Genomic DNA, 21,164 nt, shown 5'->3' with positions numbered 1-21,164 from the left:
AGGCGGCGATGAGTGGTGTCCGATAAAAATCGCGGTCATGGCCACTGCTGCTTTCTTTCAATTTGAATGGGCTCGTTGTCAATCTCATCGGCATTTAGGGGCTGCGGTTTAAATTTATTGGGGCATCGGACAATGGCCGATGCTGGCCACTGCGGCCATGGCATTTCGAGAAAGATTTCGAGGCTACGGGGGTGAACGCTGGGGTGACGCACGATCGAGAGCCGATCGCGGTGGTAGGAGTGTCATGCCGGCTTCCGGGAGCGCCTGACCCGGACGCCTTTTGGCGGCTGCTGCGTGACGGGACCGAGGCCGTCACCGAGATCCCGGACGATCGCGCCGAGCTGAGGGCGGCCGGTCCGGACGGTACCCTGCGCCGCGGTGGATTTCTCCGAGATGTCGACCTCTTCGACGCGGGATTCTTCGGCATCTCCGCAGGTGAGGCGGCCGCGATGGATCCACAGCAGCGGCTCGTGCTGGAGCTGAGCTGGGAGGCGCTGGAGGACGCCGGGATCGTGCCCGGCCGTCTGGCCGGCGGACACACGGGTGTCTTCGTCGGTGCGATGGCCGACGACTACGCCGTGCTCGCCCACCGCCGCGGTCTCGCCGCCGTCACCGCGCACACCAGCACCGGACTGCACCGCAGCTTCCTCGCCAACCGCGTGTCGCACGCGCTCGGGATTCGGGGACCCAGCGTCACCGTCGACACCGGGCAGTCCTCTTCGCTGACCGCCGTGCACCTGGCCTGCGAGAGCCTGCACCGGGGCGAGGCCAAGGCGGCTCTGGTAGCCGGCGTACAGCTCAATCTCGCGCCGCAGGCGCTGGCCGGCGTCGAACGGCTGGGCGCGCTATCCCCGCACGGCCGGTGCCGGACCTTTGACGCCGGCGCCGACGGGTACGTGCGGGGCGAGGGCGGCGCCGTCCTCGTCCTCAAGCCGCTGACCAGCGCGGAAGCCGACGGCAACCGTATCTACTGCGTGCTGCGCGGCTCCGCGCTCAACAACGGCGGCAGCACCGAACTGACCGTCCCGGACCGGCGCGGGCAGGCGGACGTGTTGCGACGCGCCTACCGCAGCGCCGGCGTCGATCCCGGCCGGGTGACCTACGTGGAGCTGCACGGAACCGGCACGCCGGTCGGCGACCCGGTCGAGGCCGCCGCGCTTGGTGACGTGCTGGGCCGGGCCCCGGGCCGTGCCGCCGCGCTGCGGGTGGGATCGGCCAAGACGAACGTCGGTCATCTGGAGAGCGCCGCAGGCATCGTCGGTCTGCTCAAGGTCGCGCTCAGCCTGCACCACCGCCAGTTGCCGCCGAGCCTGAACTTCACCACGCCGAACGACCGGATTCCCCTCGACGACCTCGGACTGCGGGTGCAGACCGGGCTTACCGACTGGGGACCGGTCGATGCGCGGATCGCCGGCGTCAGTGCGTTCGGCATGGGCGGGACCAACTGCCATGTGGTGGTCCAGGGCCATGCGCAGCCGGACCGGGCGGCCGGGCCGGCCCGCGAGCTGGCAGCGGTGCCCTGGCCGGTCTCGGGCGCTTCGCCGGCAGCGCTGCGCGAGCAGGCGCGCCGCCTGAGCGAGCGGGTCCGCGCGGACCGAGACCTGCACCCGGCCGACGTCGGCCGGTCGCTCTCCACCGACCGCACCCACTTCTCCCACCGCCCGGTCGTGGTGGCGAGCGAGCGCGAAGGACTGCTGGCCGGCCTGGACGCCATCGCGGCGGGTGCGGCCGGGCGAGACGTCGTGCAGGACGTGCGGCGGGACCGGCCCGTGGTCGCGTTCCTCTTTCCGGGACAGGGCTCGCAGCGCGCCGGAATGGGACGCGAGCTGTACGCGGCGTTTCCCGGCTACGCGGCCTCGTTCGACCGGGTCTGCGCGCAGTTCGACCGACACCTGCCCCGCCCCCTGCGTGAGGTCGTCTTCGCCGAGCAGGGCAGCGCGCCGGCCGCCCTGCTCGACGACACCCGGTTCACCCAGCCCGCCCTGTTCGCGGTTGGCGTGGCGATCGCCGACCTGCTGCGGGGCTGGGGTGTTCACCCCGACTTCGCCGGCGGCCATTCCATCGGCGAGCTGACCGCCGCGTACGTCTCCGGGGTGTTCTCCCTGCCGGACGCGTGCCGGCTGGTCGCGGACCGGGCCCGCCTGATGGCGTCCGTGCGGTCCCGCGGTGCCATGCTCGCCCTCGCCACCAACGAAGACCGGGTGTACGCGCTGATGGACGGCCTGGCCGGCCCGTTGTCGCTCGCCGCGGCCAATGGGCCCGACGCCGTGGTGGTCTCCGGCGACGCCGACGCGATCGCCGAGGTGGCCGCGCGTGCCGCAGCCGCGGGACACAAGACGCACCGGCTGCCGGTCAGCCACGCCTTCCACTCGGCGCACATGGACCCGATCCTCGACGAGTTCGCCCGGGTCGCGCGCGACATCGACATCGCGGCGCCCGGTACGCCGCTGGTGTCGAACCTCCTCGGCGAGGTGGCCGACCCGCGCACCTTCACCGACCCGGGCTACTGGGCCCGGCACATCCGCGAGCCCGTACGGTTCGCCGACGGCGTCGCCGACCTGCGCGCCCGCGGCGTGTGCAGCTTCGCCGAACTGGGACCCGGCGGCGCCCTGAGCGGCATCGTCGAGCAGAACCTGGGCGACGAGCCGGCCACCACGGTCGTCGCGCTGCTGCACAAGGGCTTCGGCGAAGCCGTCGCGCTGACCCGCGGGCTGTCCCGCCTGCACACCGCCGGAGTGCCGGTCGACTGGGCCGCCTACTTCGCCGGCACCGGCGCCCGCCGGGTCTGCCTGCCGACGTATGCGTTCCAGCGGCAGCGCTACTGGCTGGCCGATGAGCCGGCGGCCTCCACCGAGCCGCAGCACCGCGAGGCGGCACTGGAGCAGCAGCTCGCCGGCCGGGGCGAGCAGGAGCGGACCCGTGTCGTGCACCAGCTCGTACGCGAGGAGGTGGCGCTCGTTGCCGGCGGATCGCCGCAGGCCGTGGCCGGTGACCGGATCTTCAAGGACCTCGGGTTCGACTCGCTGATGACCGTCGAGCTGCGTAACCGCCTGCGGGCGCGTACCGGGATGGCCCTGCCCAGCACACTGCTGTTCAGCCATCCCACACCGGACGCCGTCGCCGGCTACCTGCTCGGCGCCGTTCCGGTTACGGCGGACCCGGAACCGGCCGCCGCCGGCGAACCGATCGCGGTGGTGGCGGCCAGCTGCCGGTTCCCCGGTGGCGTGAAGACGCCGGAACAGCTGTGGGACATGGTGCTCGACGGCCGCGAGGCGATCACCGGGTTCCCGCTCGACCGAGGCTGGCGGCTGACCGACCTGCTCGCCGAGGACGGGACCGGGGCGAGCCACGCGTCCGCCGGCGGCTTCCTGCACGACGCGGGCGACTTTGACGCCGCCTTCTTCGGCATCAGCCCGCGCGAGGCGCTCGCCATGGATCCGCAGCAGCGACTGCTGCTGGAATGCGCCTGGGAACTGTTCGAGCGGGCCACCATCGACCCCTCGTCGGTTCGCGGCACGGCAGTCGGCACGTTCGTCGGGGCGACCGCGCAGGACTACGGCCCACGCCTGCACGAGGCCACCGCGTCCACCGAGGGTCACGTCCTGACCGGCACCACACCGAGCATCGCGTCCGGCCGGCTGGCGTACGTTCTCGGCCTGCGCGGTCCCGCGCTGACCGTGGACACGGCGTGCTCGTCCTCGCTGGTCGCGATGCACCTGGCCGTTCAGGCGCTGCGCAACGGCGACTGCACGATGGCGATCGCCGGCGGTGTCACGGTGATGTCGGGTCCCGGCATGTTCACCGAGTTCAGCCGCCAGCACGGCCTGGCCGCGGACGGACGGTGCAAGCCGTTCGCCGCCGCCGCGGACGGCACCGCCTGGTCCGAGGGCGCCGGCCTGGTCCTGCTGGAGCCGCTCGCGGCGGCCCGCGAGCACGGGCATCCGGTGCTCGCCGTGCTGCGTGGCACCGCCATCAACTCCGACGGCGCGAGCAACGGGCTGACCGCGCCCAACGGCCTCGCCCAGGAACAGGTAATCCGGCAGGCGCTGGCCAACGCGCGGCTGCGCCCGGACGACATCGACGCCGTCGAGGCGCACGGCACCGGGACGACGCTCGGCGATCCGATCGAGGCCCAGGCGCTGCTGGCCACGTACGGCCGGGACCGCGACCCGCAGCGGCCGGTCCGTCTCGGCTCGCTCAAGTCCAACATCGGCCACACGCAGGCGGCCGCCGGCGTCGCCGGCGTCATCAAGATGATCGAGGCCCTGCGCCACGGGATCCTTCCCCGCACCCTGAACGTCGACGTGCCCAGCCCGCACGTCGACTGGTCCACGGGTGGGCTCGCCCTGGTCACCGATGCGGTCCCATGGCCGGCGAACGGCCGCCGCCGGCGGGCTGCGGTGTCCTCGTTCGGCATCAGCGGCACGAACGCGCACGTGATCATCGAAGAGGCGGAGGCGCCGGCCGGGGACCCGGCGGCGCCCGACGACACGGGGGCGCCCGTGCCGTTGGTGCTGTCGGCGCAGAGCGAGGCGGCCCTGAGCGAGCAGGCCGCGCGGCTGCGCCGGCACCTGACGCAGCCGTGGCGCCCGGTCGACGTCGGCTACTCCCTCGCCACCGCACGGTCGAGCCTCGCCGAACGTGCCGTCCTGGTGGCGGAGAAGCCCGGCGATGTCGGGCCGGCCCTGGACCGGCTGGCGCAGGCAGCGACGGCAGCGACGGCAGCGACGGCAGCGGGACTGTATCGCGGGCGGGCCGCCGCGCCGGGGCCGGTGGCGTTCATGCTGAGCGGGCAGGGCAGCCAGCGGCCCGGCATGGGACGCGAGCTGAGCGCGGCCTACCCGGTTTTCGCCGAGGCGCTCGACGAGGTCTGCGCCCATCTCGACCCGCACCTCGGCCGCCCGCTGCGCGACGTCATGTTCGCCGAGCCGGGCTCGGCAGACGCCGCGCTGCTCGACACCACCGCGTTCACCCAGCCCGCGCTCTTCGCCTTCCACGTGGCCCTGTGCCGTCTGGCCGCCGAGTTCGGCGTGCGGCCGGACTACCTCATCGGCCACTCGGTCGGCGAGATCAGTGCCGCCTGCCTGGCCGGTGTGCTCTCGCTGGCCGACGCTTGCGAACTCGTGGCCGCGCGGGGCCGGCTGATGGAGAACACCCCCGCGGACGGGGTGATGGTCGCCGTGCAGGCTGCGCAGGAGGAAGTCGTTCCGCTGCTGGAGGGCCGGGAGGCGTTCGCCGGCATCGCCGCGGTGAACGGGCCCCGGGCGACCGTCGTCTCGGGCAGCGAAGCGGTCGTGCTCGACATCGCGGGCCGCCTGGCGGCCCGCGGGCACCGGACCCGGCGGCTGCGGGTGGCGCGGGCGTTCCACTCACCGCACATGGACGGCGTCCTGGACGAGTTCCGCCAGGTCGCGCGGCGCCTGACGTATCGGCCCGCGCGGCTGCCGGTCGTCTCCAACGTGACCGGCCGGCTCGCCGAGCCGGGCATGCTCGACAGCCCGGACTACTGGGTGGGCCACATCCGCCGGCCGGTGTTGTTCCACCACGGGATCCGGGGCTTGGACGAGGCGGGCGTGGGCGCGTACGTCGAGATCGGCCCGGACGCGGCGCTCGTCGCCGCGGCCGGCGGCAGCCTGGGCGGCGGCGTGCCGGTGGTGTTTACGCAGCGCCGCGACCGGCCCGAAGCGCAAGCCTTCCTGGGCGGTCTCGCCGAGCTGCACGTATGCGGGATGCCGGTGAGCTGGACGGCCGCGTTCGCCGGCCGGGGCCCGCGGCGGGTCACCCTGCCGACGTACGCCTTCCAGCGCCGCCGGTTCTGGCAGATCCCGCCGGGCGCGCCGGCCACCCTGGACCACCCGCTGCTGGACAACGTCGTGGAGTCGGCCGCCGACGGGAGCCTGCTGCTCACCGGGCGTCTCTCGGCCGGCGCCCTGCCGTGGCTGGCCGAGCATGTGGTGCTCGGCCGGACGCTGCTGCCCGGCGCGGTCTTCGTGGAGCTCGCCCTGTTCGCGGCCGCACGCCGCGGGTGCGACCAGGTCGGCGAGCTGACCCTGCAGGCGCCGCTGCTCGTACCGGAGCGCAGCGAGGTCGAGCTGCAGGTGGCCGTCGGCGCCGCGGACGGCGACGGGCGGCGCCCGGTGAGCATCCATTCCCGGGCCGGGCGCGACCAGGACTGGACGCGGCACGCCACCGGGACGGCCGGACCGGCCGGCGAGGCAGTGCCCGTCCCGGCCGGGATACCCGCGGACGCGGTCCCGCTGGACACCACCGGCGTCTACGACGAGCTCGCCGCGCGGGCGTACGCCTACGGGCCCGCGTTCCAGTGCCTCACCGCGGCGTGGCAGGTCGGTGACGACATCGTCGCCGAGCTGACCGCGACCCACGACGGAGCCGGCTTCGTCGTCGACCCGCTCATGATCGACGCCGCGCTGCACGCCGTGCTCGGCCTGGCCCACCGCGACGAGGCGGGCGTGCGGATCCCGTTCGCCTGGACCGGGATCACCGCCTACCGCGGCGGAGCCCGCAAGCTGCGAGTGTGGATCTCGGCGGCCGGACGCGACACCACGTCGCTGACCATCACCGACGAGTCCGGGACCCCGGTGCTCTCCGTGCGCTCCCTGGCCTGGCGGCCGGTGACCGTCGAACACCTCGCCGCCGGCGCCCTCTACCAGGTGACCTGGACCGAGATCGCGCCCGGAGCAGCCGATCCCGGCCCGCTGTCGGTCGTCACGCTCGACGGCGACCGGCCCGTGGCGCAGCTCGGCGCGATCCCGCGCGCAGAACCACCGGCGTACGTCGTCGCTGGCCTCACCGGGGACGGCAGCGCCGGCGACACCACCCGCCGGGCCCTGCACCTCGTGCAGCGGTTCCTCGCCGACGACGGGCTCGCGGCAGCCCGGCTGGTTGTGGTCACCCGGCACGCGATCGCCACCTCGGAGGCGGAGGATGTCACCGATCTCGCCGCGGCCGGCGTCTGGGGTCTGATCCGTTCGGCCCAGGCCGAACACCCGGGCCGTCTGGTCATCGTGGACAGCGACGCGACGCCCGGCTCGGAACAGGCGCTGCACGCGGCGCTGCGTACCGGCGAGCCGCAGTTCGCGATCCGGGCCGGACGTGTCCTGGTGCCGCAGCTGGCCCCCGGCGACGCGCCGGCGCCGCCGGCGCAGACCGCCACCTGGCGGCTGCAGCTCACCCGCCCCGGCAGTCTCGACAACGTCGTCCTCGCGCCCGGCCACGGCGCCGACCGGGCCCTCGGCGACGGCGAGGTGCGAGTCGCCGTACGGGCCGCGGGGCTGAACTTCCGCGACGTGCTGATCGCCCTCGGCGCCTACCCGGGCGCGGCGACGATGGGGGCCGAGGGCGCGGGGATCGTCACCGAAGTCGGGCCGGGCGTGCCGGACCTGCGGGCCGGCGACCGCGTGATGGGCCTCATGCCGGGCACCATCGCAGCGCGGATCGTCGTCGACCACCGCTACCTGGTCCCCGTGCCGCCGGGCTGGAGCTTCGCTCAGGCCGCGGGCGTGCCCGTCGCCTTCCTCACCGCCTACTACGGCCTCACCGACGTCGCCGGCGTCAAGGAGGGCGAGAAGGTTCTGGTGCACGCGGCCACCGGCGGCGTCGGGATGGCCGCGGTCCAGCTGGCCGGGCATCTGGGCGCCGAGGTCTTCGGCACCGCCGCACCCGCGAAATGGCCGGTGCTGCGCGGGCAGGGGGTGGCCGACGACCACCTGGCGTCCTCGCGCACGCTGGACTTCGAGACGGCGTTCCGGGCCACCACGGACGGGCACGGCGTCGACGTGGTCCTCAACTCGCTGGCCCGGGAGTTCACCGACGCCTCGCTGCGCCTGACCGCGCACGGCGGCCGCTTCGTGGAGCTGGGAAAGACCGATGTCCGCGCGCCCGGCGAGGTGGCGGATCTGCATCCCGGTGTCACGTACACGCCGTTCGACCTGCTGGACGTCGCCCCGGACCGGATCCGGCAAATGCTCGCCGACCTGGTCCGGCTCTTCGCCGACGGCCGGCTGCGGCCGCTGCCGGTCACCGCGTGTGACGTACGCCACGCGGGCCGGGCGCTGCGCCGCTTCAGCCAGGCACAGCACACCGGGAAGCTGGTGCTGACCTTCCCGGCGCCGCCGGACCCGGACGGCACCGCGGTCGTCGTCGGCGGAACCGGAGCGCTCGGCCGCCTGGTGGCCGAGCACCTCGTGAAGCGGCACGGGCTGCGGCGGCTCCTGCTGATCAGCCGCAGTGGCGCCGCGGTGCCGAACGCCGACGAGCTGCGCGAGCTCGGGGCCGTGGTGAGCGTCGCGGCCTGCGACGCCGCCGATCCGGACGCGCTGGCCGCCGCTTTCGACGCGATTCCGGCCGGTCATCCGCCCACCGTCGTCGTGCACGCGGCCGGCGTCGTCGCCGACGGAACCGTCGCCTCGCTCACCGACGACCAGGTCGAGGCGGTGTTCCACGCCAAGGCCGACCCCGCGTGGTCCGTGCACCGGATCACCGAACGGCTCGACCTCGCGGCGCTGGTGTTCTTCTCCTCGGCGGTGGGTGTGCTCGGCAATCCCGGCCAGGCCAACTACGCCGCCGCGAACACCTATCTCGACGCGCTCGCGCACCATCGGCGTACCCGGGGCTTGCCGGCCGTCTCGGCCGCCTGGGGGCCGTGGGACGCCGGCATGGCCGGCGCGCTCAGCTCCGGCGACCGCGCCGCCATGGCCCGCACCGGCATGGCCGCGATGCCCACGCGTCAGGCGCTGGCCTTGCTGGACGTGGTGCTGACCGACCCGAACCCGCTCGTCGTACCGGTCAACCTGACCACCGCGAACCTGCGGGCGGGCACGGCGGCGGGAATGCTGCGCCGGCTCGCGCCAACAGCCACTGCGGCACCGGCCCGGACGGCGCCGGCCAGCCGGCGCCTCGGCCTGCGTCGGCTCACCGACGCGGACGAGGCGACCCGGGGGCGCGAAGCCCTCACCCTGGTCCGGACCGTCGCCGCGGAGGTTCTGGGACACTCCGACCCCGGCATGGTCGCGGTCGACCGCGGCTTCCTCGACGGGGAGTTCGACTCGCTCAGCGTGATGGAGTTGCGCAACCGGCTCGCCGAGGCCACCGGGCTGCGCCTGCCCAACAGCCTGACTTTCGACTACCCGACGCCGGCCGCGGTGGCCGCACACCTGGCCGACGCCCTGGCGCCGCCACCACCCGACCCCGCGGGCGACCTGGCCGCGGAGCTCGACCGGCTGGAGACGCTGCTCGCGGCGGCCGCCCCCGCGACCACCGGAGACCCGGAGATCGCCGCACGGCTGCGCCGGCTGCTGCGGTCGCTCGACGCGCCGGGCGGTGATGCCGGGCCGGCCACCGACCTGGTGACCGACGTCGCCGAGGCCAGCCACGACGAGCTGTTCGCCTTCATCGACGAGCAGCTGGGTCCCCGATGAGAACGCCGAACCCGCCGGATGACGTCGCGACCGGGAAGGGCCCGCGTGCCATGATTTTCGAAGACAAACTTCGCGATTACCTCAACCGGGTCACGGTCGAACTGCAGCAGACCCGCCAGCGGCTGCGGGACGCCGAGGCGGCCGGCAGCGAGCCGATCGCGATCGTCGGCATGGGGTGCCGGTATCCCGGCGACGTCAACTCGCCCCAGGACCTGTGGGAGTTGGTCGCCGCCGGACGCCACGGCATCACCGGTTTCCCCGCCGGCCGCGGATGGGACCCGGAGCGGGTCCGTGAGTCCCCGGTGCGGGAGGGCGGCTTCCTGCACGGCGCGGGCGAGTTCGACGCCGGCTTCTTCGGGATCAGCCCCCGCGAGGCGCTCGCCATGGACCCGCAGCAGCGGCTGCTGCTCGAGGTCGCCTGGGAGACCATCGAGGACGCGGCGATCGACCCGACCGGTCTGCGCGGCAGCGACACGGGCGTCTTCGTCGGCGCCATCGCCCAGGAGTACCCGCCAGGCCTCGGCAACCCGGCCGGCGAGAACGTGGACGGTTTCGTGCTCACCGGTACGACGCCCAGCGTGATCTCGGGCCGGGTCGCGTACGCCCTGGGGTTGCAGGGTCCCGCGCTGACCGTCGACACGGCGTGCTCGTCGTCGCTGGTGGCGATGCACATGGCCGCGGACTCGCTGCGAAAGGGCGAGTGCACGCTCGCCCTGGCCGGCGGCGCCACGGTGATGGCGACACCCGGCATGTTCGTCGAGTTCTCCCGGCAGAGCGGCCTCGCGCCCGACGGCCGATGCAAGTCCTTCGCCGCGGCCGCCGACGGGACCGTGTGGGCCGAAGGCGTCGGGCTTGTTCTGCTGGAGCGGCTCACCGACGCGCAGCGCAACGGCCACGAGGTTCTCGCTGTGCTGCGGGGAAGCGCGGTCAACCAGGACGGCACGAGCAGTCAGCTGTCGGCCCCCAACGGCCTGGCGCAGCAGCGGGCCATCCGCCGGGCGGTCGCGAACGCCCGGCTGTCGCTGCCCGACGTCGACGTGGTGGAGGCGCACGGCACCGGGACCCGGCTGGGCGATCCGATCGAGGCGCAGGCGCTGCTGGCCACGTACGGCCAGGACCGCGAACGCCCGGTGCTGCTGGGTTCCCTCAAGTCGAACATCGGCCACACCCAGGCCGCGGCAGGTGTCGCCGGTGTGATCAAGATGGTGTTGGCGATGCGGCACGGCACGGTGCCCGCCACGCTGCACGTCGACGAGCCGACGCCGCAGGTCGACTGGTCCTCCGGCACGGTGCGGCTGGTGACCGAGCCCACCCGATGGCCGCAGAGCGATCGACCGCGGCGCTCGGCCGTGTCGTCGTTCGGGATCAGCGGCACGAACGCGCACGTGGTGCTGGAACAGGCTCCGGTCACCGCGTACGCCCCGGCCACGCAGCTGCCCGCGGTGCCGTGGGTGGTGTCCGCGAAGACGGCCGCGGGCCTGGCGGCTCAGGCCGGCCGTCTGGCGTCCTGGGCGCGATCCTGCGATGCGGACGTGGTGTCGGCCGGAGCCGGCCTGGTGCGTTCCCGCGCGCTGTTCGAGCACCGCGCGGTCGTGGTGGGCGCCGACCGGGAGGCTCTGCTGGCCGGTCTCACCGCGGTGGCGGACGCAGTGCCGGCACCCTCGGTCGTCGCGGGCCGCGCCCGCGCCGACCACGCTCCGGTGTGGGTCTTCTCCGGTCAGGGGTCGCACTGGGCGGGAATGGCGCGGCAGTTGACCGCCGAGTCGCCGGTCTTCGCCGAGTCGATGGCCGAGTGCTACCGGACGCTGGCGCCCTTCGTGGACTGGTCGCCGGGCGACCTGACCGACGCGGACCTGTCGCGGGTCGACGTGGCGCAGCCGGTGCTTTGGGCGGTGATGGTGTCGCTGGCCGCGGTCTGGCGGTCGTGGGGCGTACGGCCGGCGGCGGTGATCGGCCACTCGCAGGGTGAGATCGCGGCGGCCTGCGTGGCCGGCGTCCTGTCGCTGACCGACGGGGCGCGGGTGGTGGCCGCCCGCAGCCGGGCGCTGCGGGAGATCGCCGGCGACGGCGGGATGATCTCGGTGATGCTGCCCGAAGCGCGGGTCCGCGAGCTGCTGCCCGGCGACCTGTCGGTGGCCGCGGTCAACGGGCCCGCAACAGTGGTGGTGTCCGGTGCCGAAGACGCCCTGCTGCGATGGGAGCGCACGCTCGCGGCCGCGGGGGTGCTGCGATGGCGGATCCCGGGCGTCAATTTCAGCGCCCACTCGGCCGAGGTGGAACGCATCCGTGGCCGGCTGCTGGCCGACCTCACGCCGGTCGCGCCGCGCACCGGCCACACCGCGCTGATCTCGGCGGTGACCGGCGCGCCGGTCGACGGCGCCGCGATGGACGCCGGCTACTGGTTCGAGAACCTGCGCCACACGGTCCGGTTCCACGACGCGGTGCGCAGCGCGGCCGGCGCCGGACATCGGGCCTTCCTGGAGGTATCCCCGCATCCGGTGCTGATGCCGGCGATCGTGGAGAGCCTGGACGAGGTCACGGTGGTGGGCTCGCTGCGCCGCGACGACGGCGGCCTGCGGCGGATGCTGATCTCGGCAGCGGAGCTGTTCGTGGCCGGGGTGCACATCGACTGGCCCGCGCTGTTCGGCGCCGTGCCACACCGGCGCCTCGGGCTGCCGACGTACGCGTTCCAGCGGGAGCCGTACTGGTTGACGCCGACACCCGGACGGGCCGACCCGGCCGAACAGCGGTTCTGGGACGCGGTCGAGCGTATCGATGTCGCCGCCCTGTCGTCCCAGCTCGACGTCGACGCCTCGGCGTTGCAGGAGATTCTGCCGGCCCTGTCGTCGTGGCGGCGCCGCCATCACGCCGACACGGTCGCGGACTCGTGGCGCTACCGGGTGACGTGGCGGGAGCTGGCGTACGGCGCCGGCGCGAACCCGCGCGGGGTGTGGCTGGTGGTGACCGCACACGACGGCCTGGCCGATCGAGTGGGCGACGCGCTGGACCGGTCCGGCGCGCGAACCCTGCGCCTCACCGTGACCGAGCCGGATCCCGCAGTGCTGACGGACCAGATCGCCGCGGTGGCCGGTGACGTCCCGGTGGCCGGTGTGGTGTCGCTGGTGGGCTGGGCTGAGGGCGACGTCGCCGGGCATACCGGGCTGTCCAGGGGTCTGGGGCTGACCGTCGCGTTGCTCCAGGCGCTGACCGCCGCGTCGGTCGGCGGCTCCTGGTGGTGGGTGACGCGGGACGCGGTGGACGCCGTACCGGGGGATCAGGTGGCCGGTGTGCAGCAGGCGCAGGTCTGGGGCCTGGGCCGGGTGGCGGCCCTGGAGTTCCCGGATCGGTGGGGCGGACTCGTCGACGTTCCCGGCGACCACGACTGGGCGTGGGAACGGCTGGCCGGTGTGCTGGCGGGCCGCTGCGGCGGCGAGGACCAGATCGCCGTACGCGAAAGCGGTCTCTGGGGTCGCCGGCTGGTCCGCGACGAGGCTGCCTGGGGCGACCGGGTGTGGCGCCCCTCGGGCGCGGTGCTGCTGATCGGCGCCTCGGGCGCGGTAGGGCCGTCCGTGGCGCGCTGGCTTGCGGACGCGGGCGCCGATCATCTGGTGCTGGTGAGTCGTCGGGGCCCGGCGGCGCCCGGCGCGCAGCGGCTGGCCGATGAACTGGCCGGGCGTGGAGCGCGGGTGTCGTGGGTGGCCTGCGACGTGACCGACCGCGACGCGGTGTCGGCGATGGCGGCCGGGCTACGGGCGAGCGGTGTGGCGGTGCGGGCGGTGGTGCACGCGGCCGCGGTGATCGAGCTCGCCGCGCTGCGGCACGCGTCGATGGAGCACGTCGCGGCGGTGGTGGGCGCCAAGGTGGCCGGCGCCCGGAACCTGGACGAGGCGTTCGCCGATCAGCCGCTGGACGCGTTCGTGTTGTTCTCCTCGCTGGCCGGGGTGTGGGGCAGTGGCGAGCACGGCGCGTACGCGGCTGGCAACGCCTTCCTGGACGCGCTGGCGGCACAGCGGCGGGCCCGGGGCGAGCCGGCGACGTCGGTGGCGTGGGGCGTGTGGCCGATGGTCAGCGCCTCGCCGGGCGAGGACGGCCGCGACACCGCGGTACACGATCGGCTGCGCCGGCAGGGCCTGCCGGTGATCGATGAGACGGTGGCGTTCGCCGCGCTGGCCCGTACGGTGGGCGCCGGGCCGGCGTGCGTGGCGCTGGCCGAGGTGGACTGGCCGCGGTTCGTGGAGACGTTCACCGTGACCCGGGCGAGCCGGCTGCTGGCCGACCTGCCGGAGGCGCGGCGCGCGGCGGCCGGCCCCGGTGAGCCGGCGGAGTCGGACCTCGCGGCGCAGCTGGCCGGCATGTCGGGCAGCGAGGCGATGGCGCTGCTGCTGCGGACGGTACGGGACCGGGCCGCCGTGGTGCTGGGCCATCCGGACGGCGACGCCATCGCGGCGGACAAGCCGTTCCGCGATGCCGGTTTCGATTCGCTCACCGCGGTCGAGCTGCGCAACAGTCTCAATGCCGCGACGGGCCTGCGGCTGCCGGCCACGCTCGTCTTCGACCACCCGACCCCGGCGGCGGTCGCGGGCCTGCTTTTCGACCTGCTTTCCGGCGCCGGGAACAAGGGCGCGTCCGAGGTTGCCGCCGCGGCCGCCGACGGTGCGGAGCCCATCGCGATCGTCTCGATGGGATGCCGGTATCCGGGGGCGGTGGACAGCCCGGAACGCTTCTGGCGGTTGCTGATCGACGAGGGCGACGCCATCACCGACCTTCCCGGCGACCGGGGCTGGGACCTCGCCGGGCTCTACGACCCCGATCCCGACCGGGCCGGCCGCAGCTACACCCGCTCCGGCGGCTTCCTGCACGACGCTCCCGAGTTCGACGCCGCCTTCTTCGGCATCAACCCGCGCGAGGCGCTCGCCATGGACCCGCAGCAGCGGCTGCTCCTCGAGGTGGTCTGGGAGACGCTGGAGCGGGCCGGGACCGACCCCGGCGCTCTGCGCGGCACCACGACCGGCGTCTTCGTCGGCGCCGGCGCTCAGGAGTACGGCCAGCTGGCCGCCGACCGGCCGGAACGCGTCGAGGGGTACCTCACCACCGGAAACGCCGGCAGTGTCGTGTCGGGCCGGATCGCGTACACGCTCGGGCTGGAAGGTCCCGCGGTCACCGTGGACACCGCCTGCTCGTCGTCGCTGGTCGCCATTCACCTGGCGGCGCAGGCGCTGCGCCGGGGCGAGTGCTCGCTGGCGCTGGCCGGCGGAGCGACGATCCTCGCCACACACCTCGGGCTGACCGAGTTCAGCCGCCAGCGGGCGCTTGCCGGGGACGGACGCTGCAAGCCGTTCGCCGCGGCTGCGGACGGGTTCGGCCTGGGCGAGGGTGTCGGTCTGGTGCTGTTGGAGCGGTTGTCGGATGCGCGGCGTAACGGTCATGAGGTTTTGGCTGTGTTGCGGGGTAGTGCGGTGAATCAGGATGGTGCGTCGAATGGTTTGACGGCGCCGAATGGTCCGTCGCAGCAGCGGGTGATTCGGCAGGCGGTGGCCAATGCGGGCTTGTCGTTGCGTGACGTTGATGTGGTGGAGGCGCACGGGACGGGGACCCGGTTGGGTGATCCGATTGAGGCGCAGGCGTTGCTGGCCACCTATGGGCAGGGCCGGCAGCGGCCGGTGCTGTTGGGTTCGGTGAAGTCGAATATCGGCCACACGCAGGCGGCGGCCGGTGTCGCTGGTGTGATCAAGATGGTCCTGGCGATGCGGCATGGGATGGTGCCGGCGACGTTGCACGTGGATGAGCCGACGCCGCACGTCGACTGGTCCGCCGGCGCGGTGCGGCTGGCCACCACGTCGACTCCGTGGCCGGACGGTGGTAAGCCGCGGCGTGCGGCGGTGTCGTCGTTCGGGATCAGCGGCACGAACGCCCACGTCGTGCTGGAGCAGGCGCCTGCTGACCCGGTCCGGGACGAAGCGATGCCGGCTCTGCCGGCCGTTCCGTGGGTGGTTTCGGCGAAGTCGCCGGAGGGCCTGCGGGCTCAGGTGCGGTGTCTGGCGCGGTGGGCGGGCTCGGCGGATGCCGATGCTGTGGCGATTGGTGCGGCGTTGGTGCGTACGCGTGCGGTGTTTGAGCATCGCGCGGTGGTGGTCGGTGGTGGCCGTGACGAGCTGGTCGAGGCGTTGTCCGCGGTGGTGCCGGTGGGTGGGGGTCGTGACGGTGGTGTGGTGTGGGTGTTCCCGGGTCAGGGCGCGCAGTGGACCGGGATGGCGCGGCAGTTGATGGCCGAGTCGGCGGTGTTCGCGTCCTCGATGGCCGAGTGCGCGGCGGCGTTGGCGCCGTTTGTGGAGTGGTCGCTGCCGGAGGCGTTGGACGGGGATCTGTCGCGGGTTGATGTGGTGCAGCCGGTGTTGTGGGCGGTGATGGTGTCGCTGGCGCAGGTGTGGCGTTCGTGGGGGGTGCGGCCGGCGGCGGTGATCGGTCACTCGCAGGGTGAGATCGCGGCGGCGTGTGTGGCCGGGGTCCTGTCGCTGGCTGATGGGGCGCGGGTGGTGGCGTTGCGCAGCCGGGCGTTGCGCGAGCTTGCCGGTGGTGGCGGGATGGTGTCGGTGATGGCCGCCGAGCAGCGGGTGCGGGAGTTGCTGCCGGAGGGGTTGTCGGTGGCGGCGGTGAACGGACCCACCACGGTGGTGGTGTCGGGTCCGGATGAGGGTTTGGCGTTGTTGCTGGGCCGGTGTGAGGCGGTGGGGGTGCGGGCGCGGCGGGTGGCGGTGGACTATGCGTCGCATTCGCCGCAGATGCAGCAGGTGCGGGACCGGTTGCTGGCTGATCTGGAGTTGGTGCGGCCTGGTGCGGGTGAGGTCGCGGTGTTCTCGACGGTGACCGGTGGGCTGGTTGACGGCCGGCGGATGGATGCCGGGTACTGGTTCGACAATCTGCGGTCTACGGTGCGGTTCGCTGAGGCGGTGCGTTCGGCGGCGGATGCGGGTGGCCGGTCGTTCGTGGAGGTCAGTGCGCATCCGGTGTTGTTGCCGGCGATCGAGGAGACGTTGGACGACGTCACGGTGGTCGGGTCGCTGCGCCGTGACGACGGCGGTCTGCGGCGCCTGCTGACCTCGGCCGCCGAACTGTTCACCGTCGGTGTGGAAGTGAACTGGCACGCGATCTTCGAAGGCGTCCCACACACGCACGTGGATCTGCCCACGTACGCGTTCCAACGCCGCCGGTACTGGCCGGCACCGCATCACTCGGTCGGCGCCGGGCTGGCGGTGCCGGAGCATCCCCTGCTTGGGGCGACGGTCAGCGTCGCCGCCGATGAGGTACGGGTCTGGACCGGCCGCTGGTCCGTACGGACGATCCCGTGGTTGGCAGACCACGCCGTCCACGGCGTACCGGTGGTCCCCGGCACCGCAATGGTGGAACTCGCCCTGCACGCCGGTGCGGAACTCGGCCGCGACACCCTGCGCGACTTCGTCCTGCTGACACCGCTCGTGCTGCCCGAACAGGCCGACGTGCAGGTGCAGGTGTCCGCAGGCCCACCCAACGAGGACGGCCACCGCGAGGTCGCGATCTTCTCCCGGCCCGCCGGCCAGGACACCGCCGGGTGGACGCGGCACGCGAGCGGCCTGCTGACCGCCGGCACCGCCGCCGGCGACGCCGCCGAGCCCTCGTGGCCGCCCGCAGGCGCCGCGACGATCCCCCTCGACGGTTTGTACGAGCGGCTGGCCGCCGCCGGATACGACTACGGCCCGGCGTTCCAGGGGCTGCGCAAGGCGTGGCGGCACGGGGACGCCGTGCTGGCCGAGGTCGACCTGCGGCTGCCCGCCGAGGACGCCGACGGGTTCGCGATCCATCCCGCCCTGCTGGACGCCGCCCTGCACACCGGCCTGCTCGACCTGCCGGACGGCGACACCACGCAGGCGTGGCTGCCGTTCTCCTTCGCCGAGGTCACCCTGGCCGCCGAGGGCGCCCGAAGCCTGCGGGTACGGCTGACCGTGACCGGCGAGCACGAGTTCACCCTCCACGCGACGGATCTCCGGGGCCGCGCGGTGCTGCGGGCCCGCTCCCTGCGGCTGCGACCACTGGCCGTGGACACGCTCGCCCAGGCCCGCGCCACCGGCACGCTGTTCCACGTCGACTGGGTCCAAGCGCCCGTCGCCGATCGGCCGGTGGCATGGGCGATCGTGGGGGACACCGGCCGGCCGGTGGACGCCCCCGCCTACGCCGATCTGGACGCGGTGCGCCGGCGCGATGCGGTTCCCGCAACCGTCGTACTGGACTGGGCGACCGGAGCCCGCCCGGTGACCGCGGAACTGGCGCACTCGGCCCGTGCGATCACCAACCGGATGGCCGAGGCGATCCGGCAGTGGCTCGGCGACCCGGTCTTCGGCGAATCCCGCCTCGTCGTGGTCACCAGCGCGGGGGATGTGCAAGCCGCGCCGGTGCAGGGATTGCTGCGGTCGGCCGCGACCGAGCATCCCGGCCGGTTCGCGCAGATCATCATCGACGACCGTGACGAGTTATGGCGTGCCCTGCCGGTGGCACTCGCCTCGGACGAGACCGAGCAGCTCATCCGCGACGGCGCCGTACTCGTGCCACGGCTGGCTCCGGCGCCGGCCACCAAGGCGGGCGCCGCCTTCCGGCCCGGCGGCACGGTCCTGATCACCGGCGGAACCGGCACGCTCGGCGCACTGATCGCCCGGCATCTGGTACGCCGGCACGGGGTACGGCGCCTGGTGCTGGCCAGCCGGCGCGGCCCGGACGCCCCCGGCGCCGCCGAACTCGCCGTCGAGCTGCGCGAACTCGGCGCCGAGGCGGAGATCGCCGCCTGCGACGTCGCGGACGCGGAACAGCTGGCCGCGCTGCTCGACGCGATCCCGGCCGACCGCCCGCTCACCGCGGTGGTGCATGCCGCCGGCGTGCTCGCCGACACCGTCGTCACGGCCCTGACTCCCGAGCAGATCGACGTCGTCTTCCGGCCCAAGGTGGACGCCGCCCTCAACCTGCACCTGCTCACCCGGCACGCCGACCTGTCCGCGTTCATCCTGTTCTCCGGCGGCGCGGCGACGTTCGGCACCGCCGGACAGGGCAACTACGCCGCGGCCAACGCTTTCCTGGACGCCCTGGCCCGGCACCGGCGTGCCGAAGGCCTGCCGGCGACCTCGCTGGCCTGGGGGCTGTGGGCCGAGAGCAGCACGATGACCGGCAACCTCGACGCGGCCGGCCGCCGGCGTCTGGCCGCCCTGGGCGTGGATCCGATGCCGGTGGACGAGGCTCTGGCGCTGTTCGACACCGCCGGCGCCGACGACGCCGTGGTGCTGCCGATGCGCCTGAACATCGAGCGGCTGCGGACACGGGAAGACGTGCCGGCGCTCCTCAACGGCCTGACCGCAAGCCGCCGGCGCCGGCTTCGGCAGCCCGTGGACCGGCCCGGCATCCAGGACACCGCGGCCGGCCGGGTGGCCGCGCTCGACGAGCAGGAGCGGCGACGGGTCCTGCTCGACCTGGTCCGGAACACCGCCGCCGTGGTCCTCAACCACGCGGGCCCGGCGGAGATAGCCCCGGACAAGCCGTTCAAGGTCCTCGGCTTCGACTCGCTGACCGCCGTGGAGCTTCGCAACCGGCTCAGCGCCGCCGCCGGGCTGCGGCTGCCGGCCACCCTGGTCTTCGACCATCCCACGCCCACCGCGCTGGCCGGGTTCCTCTCCGCCGCGGTGTCGGGCGCACCGGCCGATGCGGGGAGCACCGTACCGGCGTCGGCCGCCGACGAGCCGGTGGCGATCGTGTCGATGGCGTGCCGCTTCCCCGGCGGCGTGCGCTCACCGGAGGACCTGTGGCGACTGGTGGCGGACGGCGTCGACGCGGTCGCCGGCCTGCCGGCCGACCGGGGATGGGATCGGGACCGGCTGGCGGCACTCGACCCGTCCCTGGAATTTCAGGGCGCTTTCCTCTACGACGCAGCCGAGTTCGACGCTGGCTTCTTCGGCATCAGCCCGAATGAGGCGACCGCCATGGACCCGCAACAGCGGCTCCTCCTCGAAGTCGCCTGGGAAACGTTCGAGCGGACCGGCATCGACCCGGCGTCGCTGCGGGGCAGCGCAACCGGAGTCTTCGCCGGTGTGATGTACCACGACTACGCGTCACTGCTGCCGGCCGATGCCGACGACGTGGCCGGACACGTCGGAAACGGGACCGCGGGGAGTGTCGCCTCCGGCCGGGTGGCGTACACGTTCGGGTTCGAAGGCCCTGCGGTCACCATCGACACGGCCTGCTCGTCGTCGCTGGTGGCCATGCACCTGGCCGCGCAGTCGCTGCGCCGGGGCGAGTGCTCGCTCGCCCTGGCCGGCGGGGTGACCGTGCTGACCACCGCGACGCCGTTCGCGGACTTCGTCCGGCAGCGGGCGCTCGCCGACGACGGGCGATGCAAATCGTTCGCGGCCTCGGCCGACGGCACGGGTGTGGGTGAGGGTGTCGGTCTGGTGCTGTTGGAGCGGTTGTCGGATGCGCGGCGTAACGGTCATGAGGTTTTGGCTGTGTTGCGGGGTAGTGCGGTGAATCAGGATGGTGCGTCGAATGGTTTGACGGCGCCGAATGGTCCGTCGCAGCAGCGGGTGATTCGGCAGGCGGTGGCCGATGCGGGCTTGTCGTTGCGTGACGTTGATGTGGTGGAGGCGCACGGGACGGGGACCCGGTTGGGTGATCCGATTGAGGCGCAGGCGTTGCTGGCCACCTATGGGCAGGGCCGGCAGCGGCCGGTGCTGTTGGGTTCGGTGAAGTCGAATATCGGCCACACGCAGGCGGCGGCCGGTGTCGCTGGTGTGATCAAGATGGTTCTGGCGATGCGGCATGGGATGGTGCCGGCGACGTTGCATGTGGATGAGCCGACGCCGGAGGTGGATTGGTCGGCGGGTGCGGTTGAGTTTGGTTACCGGGTCCGCGCCTTGGCCGGGAGACGGAATTCGCCGGGCGGGTGTGTCTTCGTTCGGAATCAGTGGCACGAATGCGCATGTGGTGTTGGAGCAGGCGCCGCCGGCCGGCCGAGGCCGAGGCGGTAGAGGTGCCGGAGATGCCGTGGTGCCGTGGGTGGTTTCGGCGAAGTCGGCGGGCGCGTTGCAGGCGCAGGCGGCGCGGCTAGCGGTTGGGCGCAGCAGGCAGGTCCGGATGCGCGGTTGGTGGGTGCGGGGTTGGTGCGTTCTCGGGCGGTGCTGGATTACCGGGCGGTGGGTGGTCGGCCCTGATCGTGACACGCTGATCGACCGACTGCGGGCAGTGACCGCGGCAGCGTCGGCGTCGGCGTCGGTGGGCAAGACGGTGCTGTTGTTTTCTGGTCAGGGCTCGCAACGCGCCGGTATGGGAAAGCAGCTGGCGGCCGCGTTTCCGGTGTTTGCGGCGGCGTGGGAGGAGGCCTGGGAGCTGCTTGGCGGTGAAGTGGTGCCGGAGTCGGTGGAGCAGACGGGGGGGGCGCAGCCGGCGTTGTTCGCGTTCGAGGTGGCGCTGTTTCGGTTGTTGCAGTCGTGGGGGGTGCGCCCGGACCTGCTGATCGGTCATTCGGTCGGGGAGGTGGCGGCCGCGCATGTGCCGGGGTGTTGTCTCTGGCGGATGCGTGTCGGTTGGTGCGGCGCGGGCCCGGTTGATGCAGGCGTTGCCGTCCGGTGGGGCGAATGTTGCGGTGCCGCTGTCGGAGGCCGAGGTGCTGGCCCGGGGCTGGGATGTTGATGTGGCGGCGTGAACGGGCCGGGGTCGGTG

General features: G+C 73.5%; 3 protein-coding genes. All 3 read left to right on the top strand.

Features of this window, described 5'->3' with window-relative positions; translation table 11 throughout:
• Window positions 1-203: 203 nt before the first annotated feature.
• From SALPAC4_RS0100025 to SALPAC4_RS28135, 3 genes are read left to right on the top strand one after another with little or no spacing between them, the layout of a single operon-like run.
• On the top strand, window positions 204-9,437 hold the full coding sequence (locus tag SALPAC4_RS0100025) for a type I polyketide synthase (protein WP_223874670.1): 9,234 nt from the start codon (window positions 204-206) through the stop codon (window positions 9,435-9,437).
• The gene (locus SALPAC4_RS28140) at window positions 9,434-20,473 is read left to right on the top strand and encodes a type I polyketide synthase (RefSeq protein WP_050564961.1); all 11,040 of its coding nucleotides are present in this window, start codon (window positions 9,434-9,436) and stop codon (window positions 20,471-20,473) included. Before SALPAC4_RS0100025 ends, SALPAC4_RS28140 begins: the two co-directional genes overlap by 4 nt.
• Window positions 20,376-21,134 (top strand): acyltransferase domain-containing protein, encoded by a 759-nt coding sequence (locus tag SALPAC4_RS28135; RefSeq protein WP_223874848.1) that lies wholly within the window; start codon window positions 20,376-20,378, stop codon window positions 21,132-21,134. Before SALPAC4_RS28140 ends, SALPAC4_RS28135 begins: the two co-directional genes overlap by 98 nt.
• Window positions 21,135-21,164 lie beyond the last annotated feature (30 nt).

This window comes from Salinispora oceanensis (genome assembly GCF_000383575.1).
Taxonomy (GTDB): domain Bacteria; phylum Actinomycetota; class Actinomycetes; order Mycobacteriales; family Micromonosporaceae; genus Micromonospora; species Micromonospora oceanensis.
The sequence above is the reverse complement of the archived record's forward strand: the minus strand, read 5'-3'. Positions and strand labels throughout refer to the sequence as shown.

Coding starts and splice junctions, on each gene's coding strand:
- SALPAC4_RS28140 (WP_050564961.1), top strand. CDS start 9,434: ATGAGAACGCCGAACCCGCCGGATGACGTCGCGACCGGGAAGGGCCCG.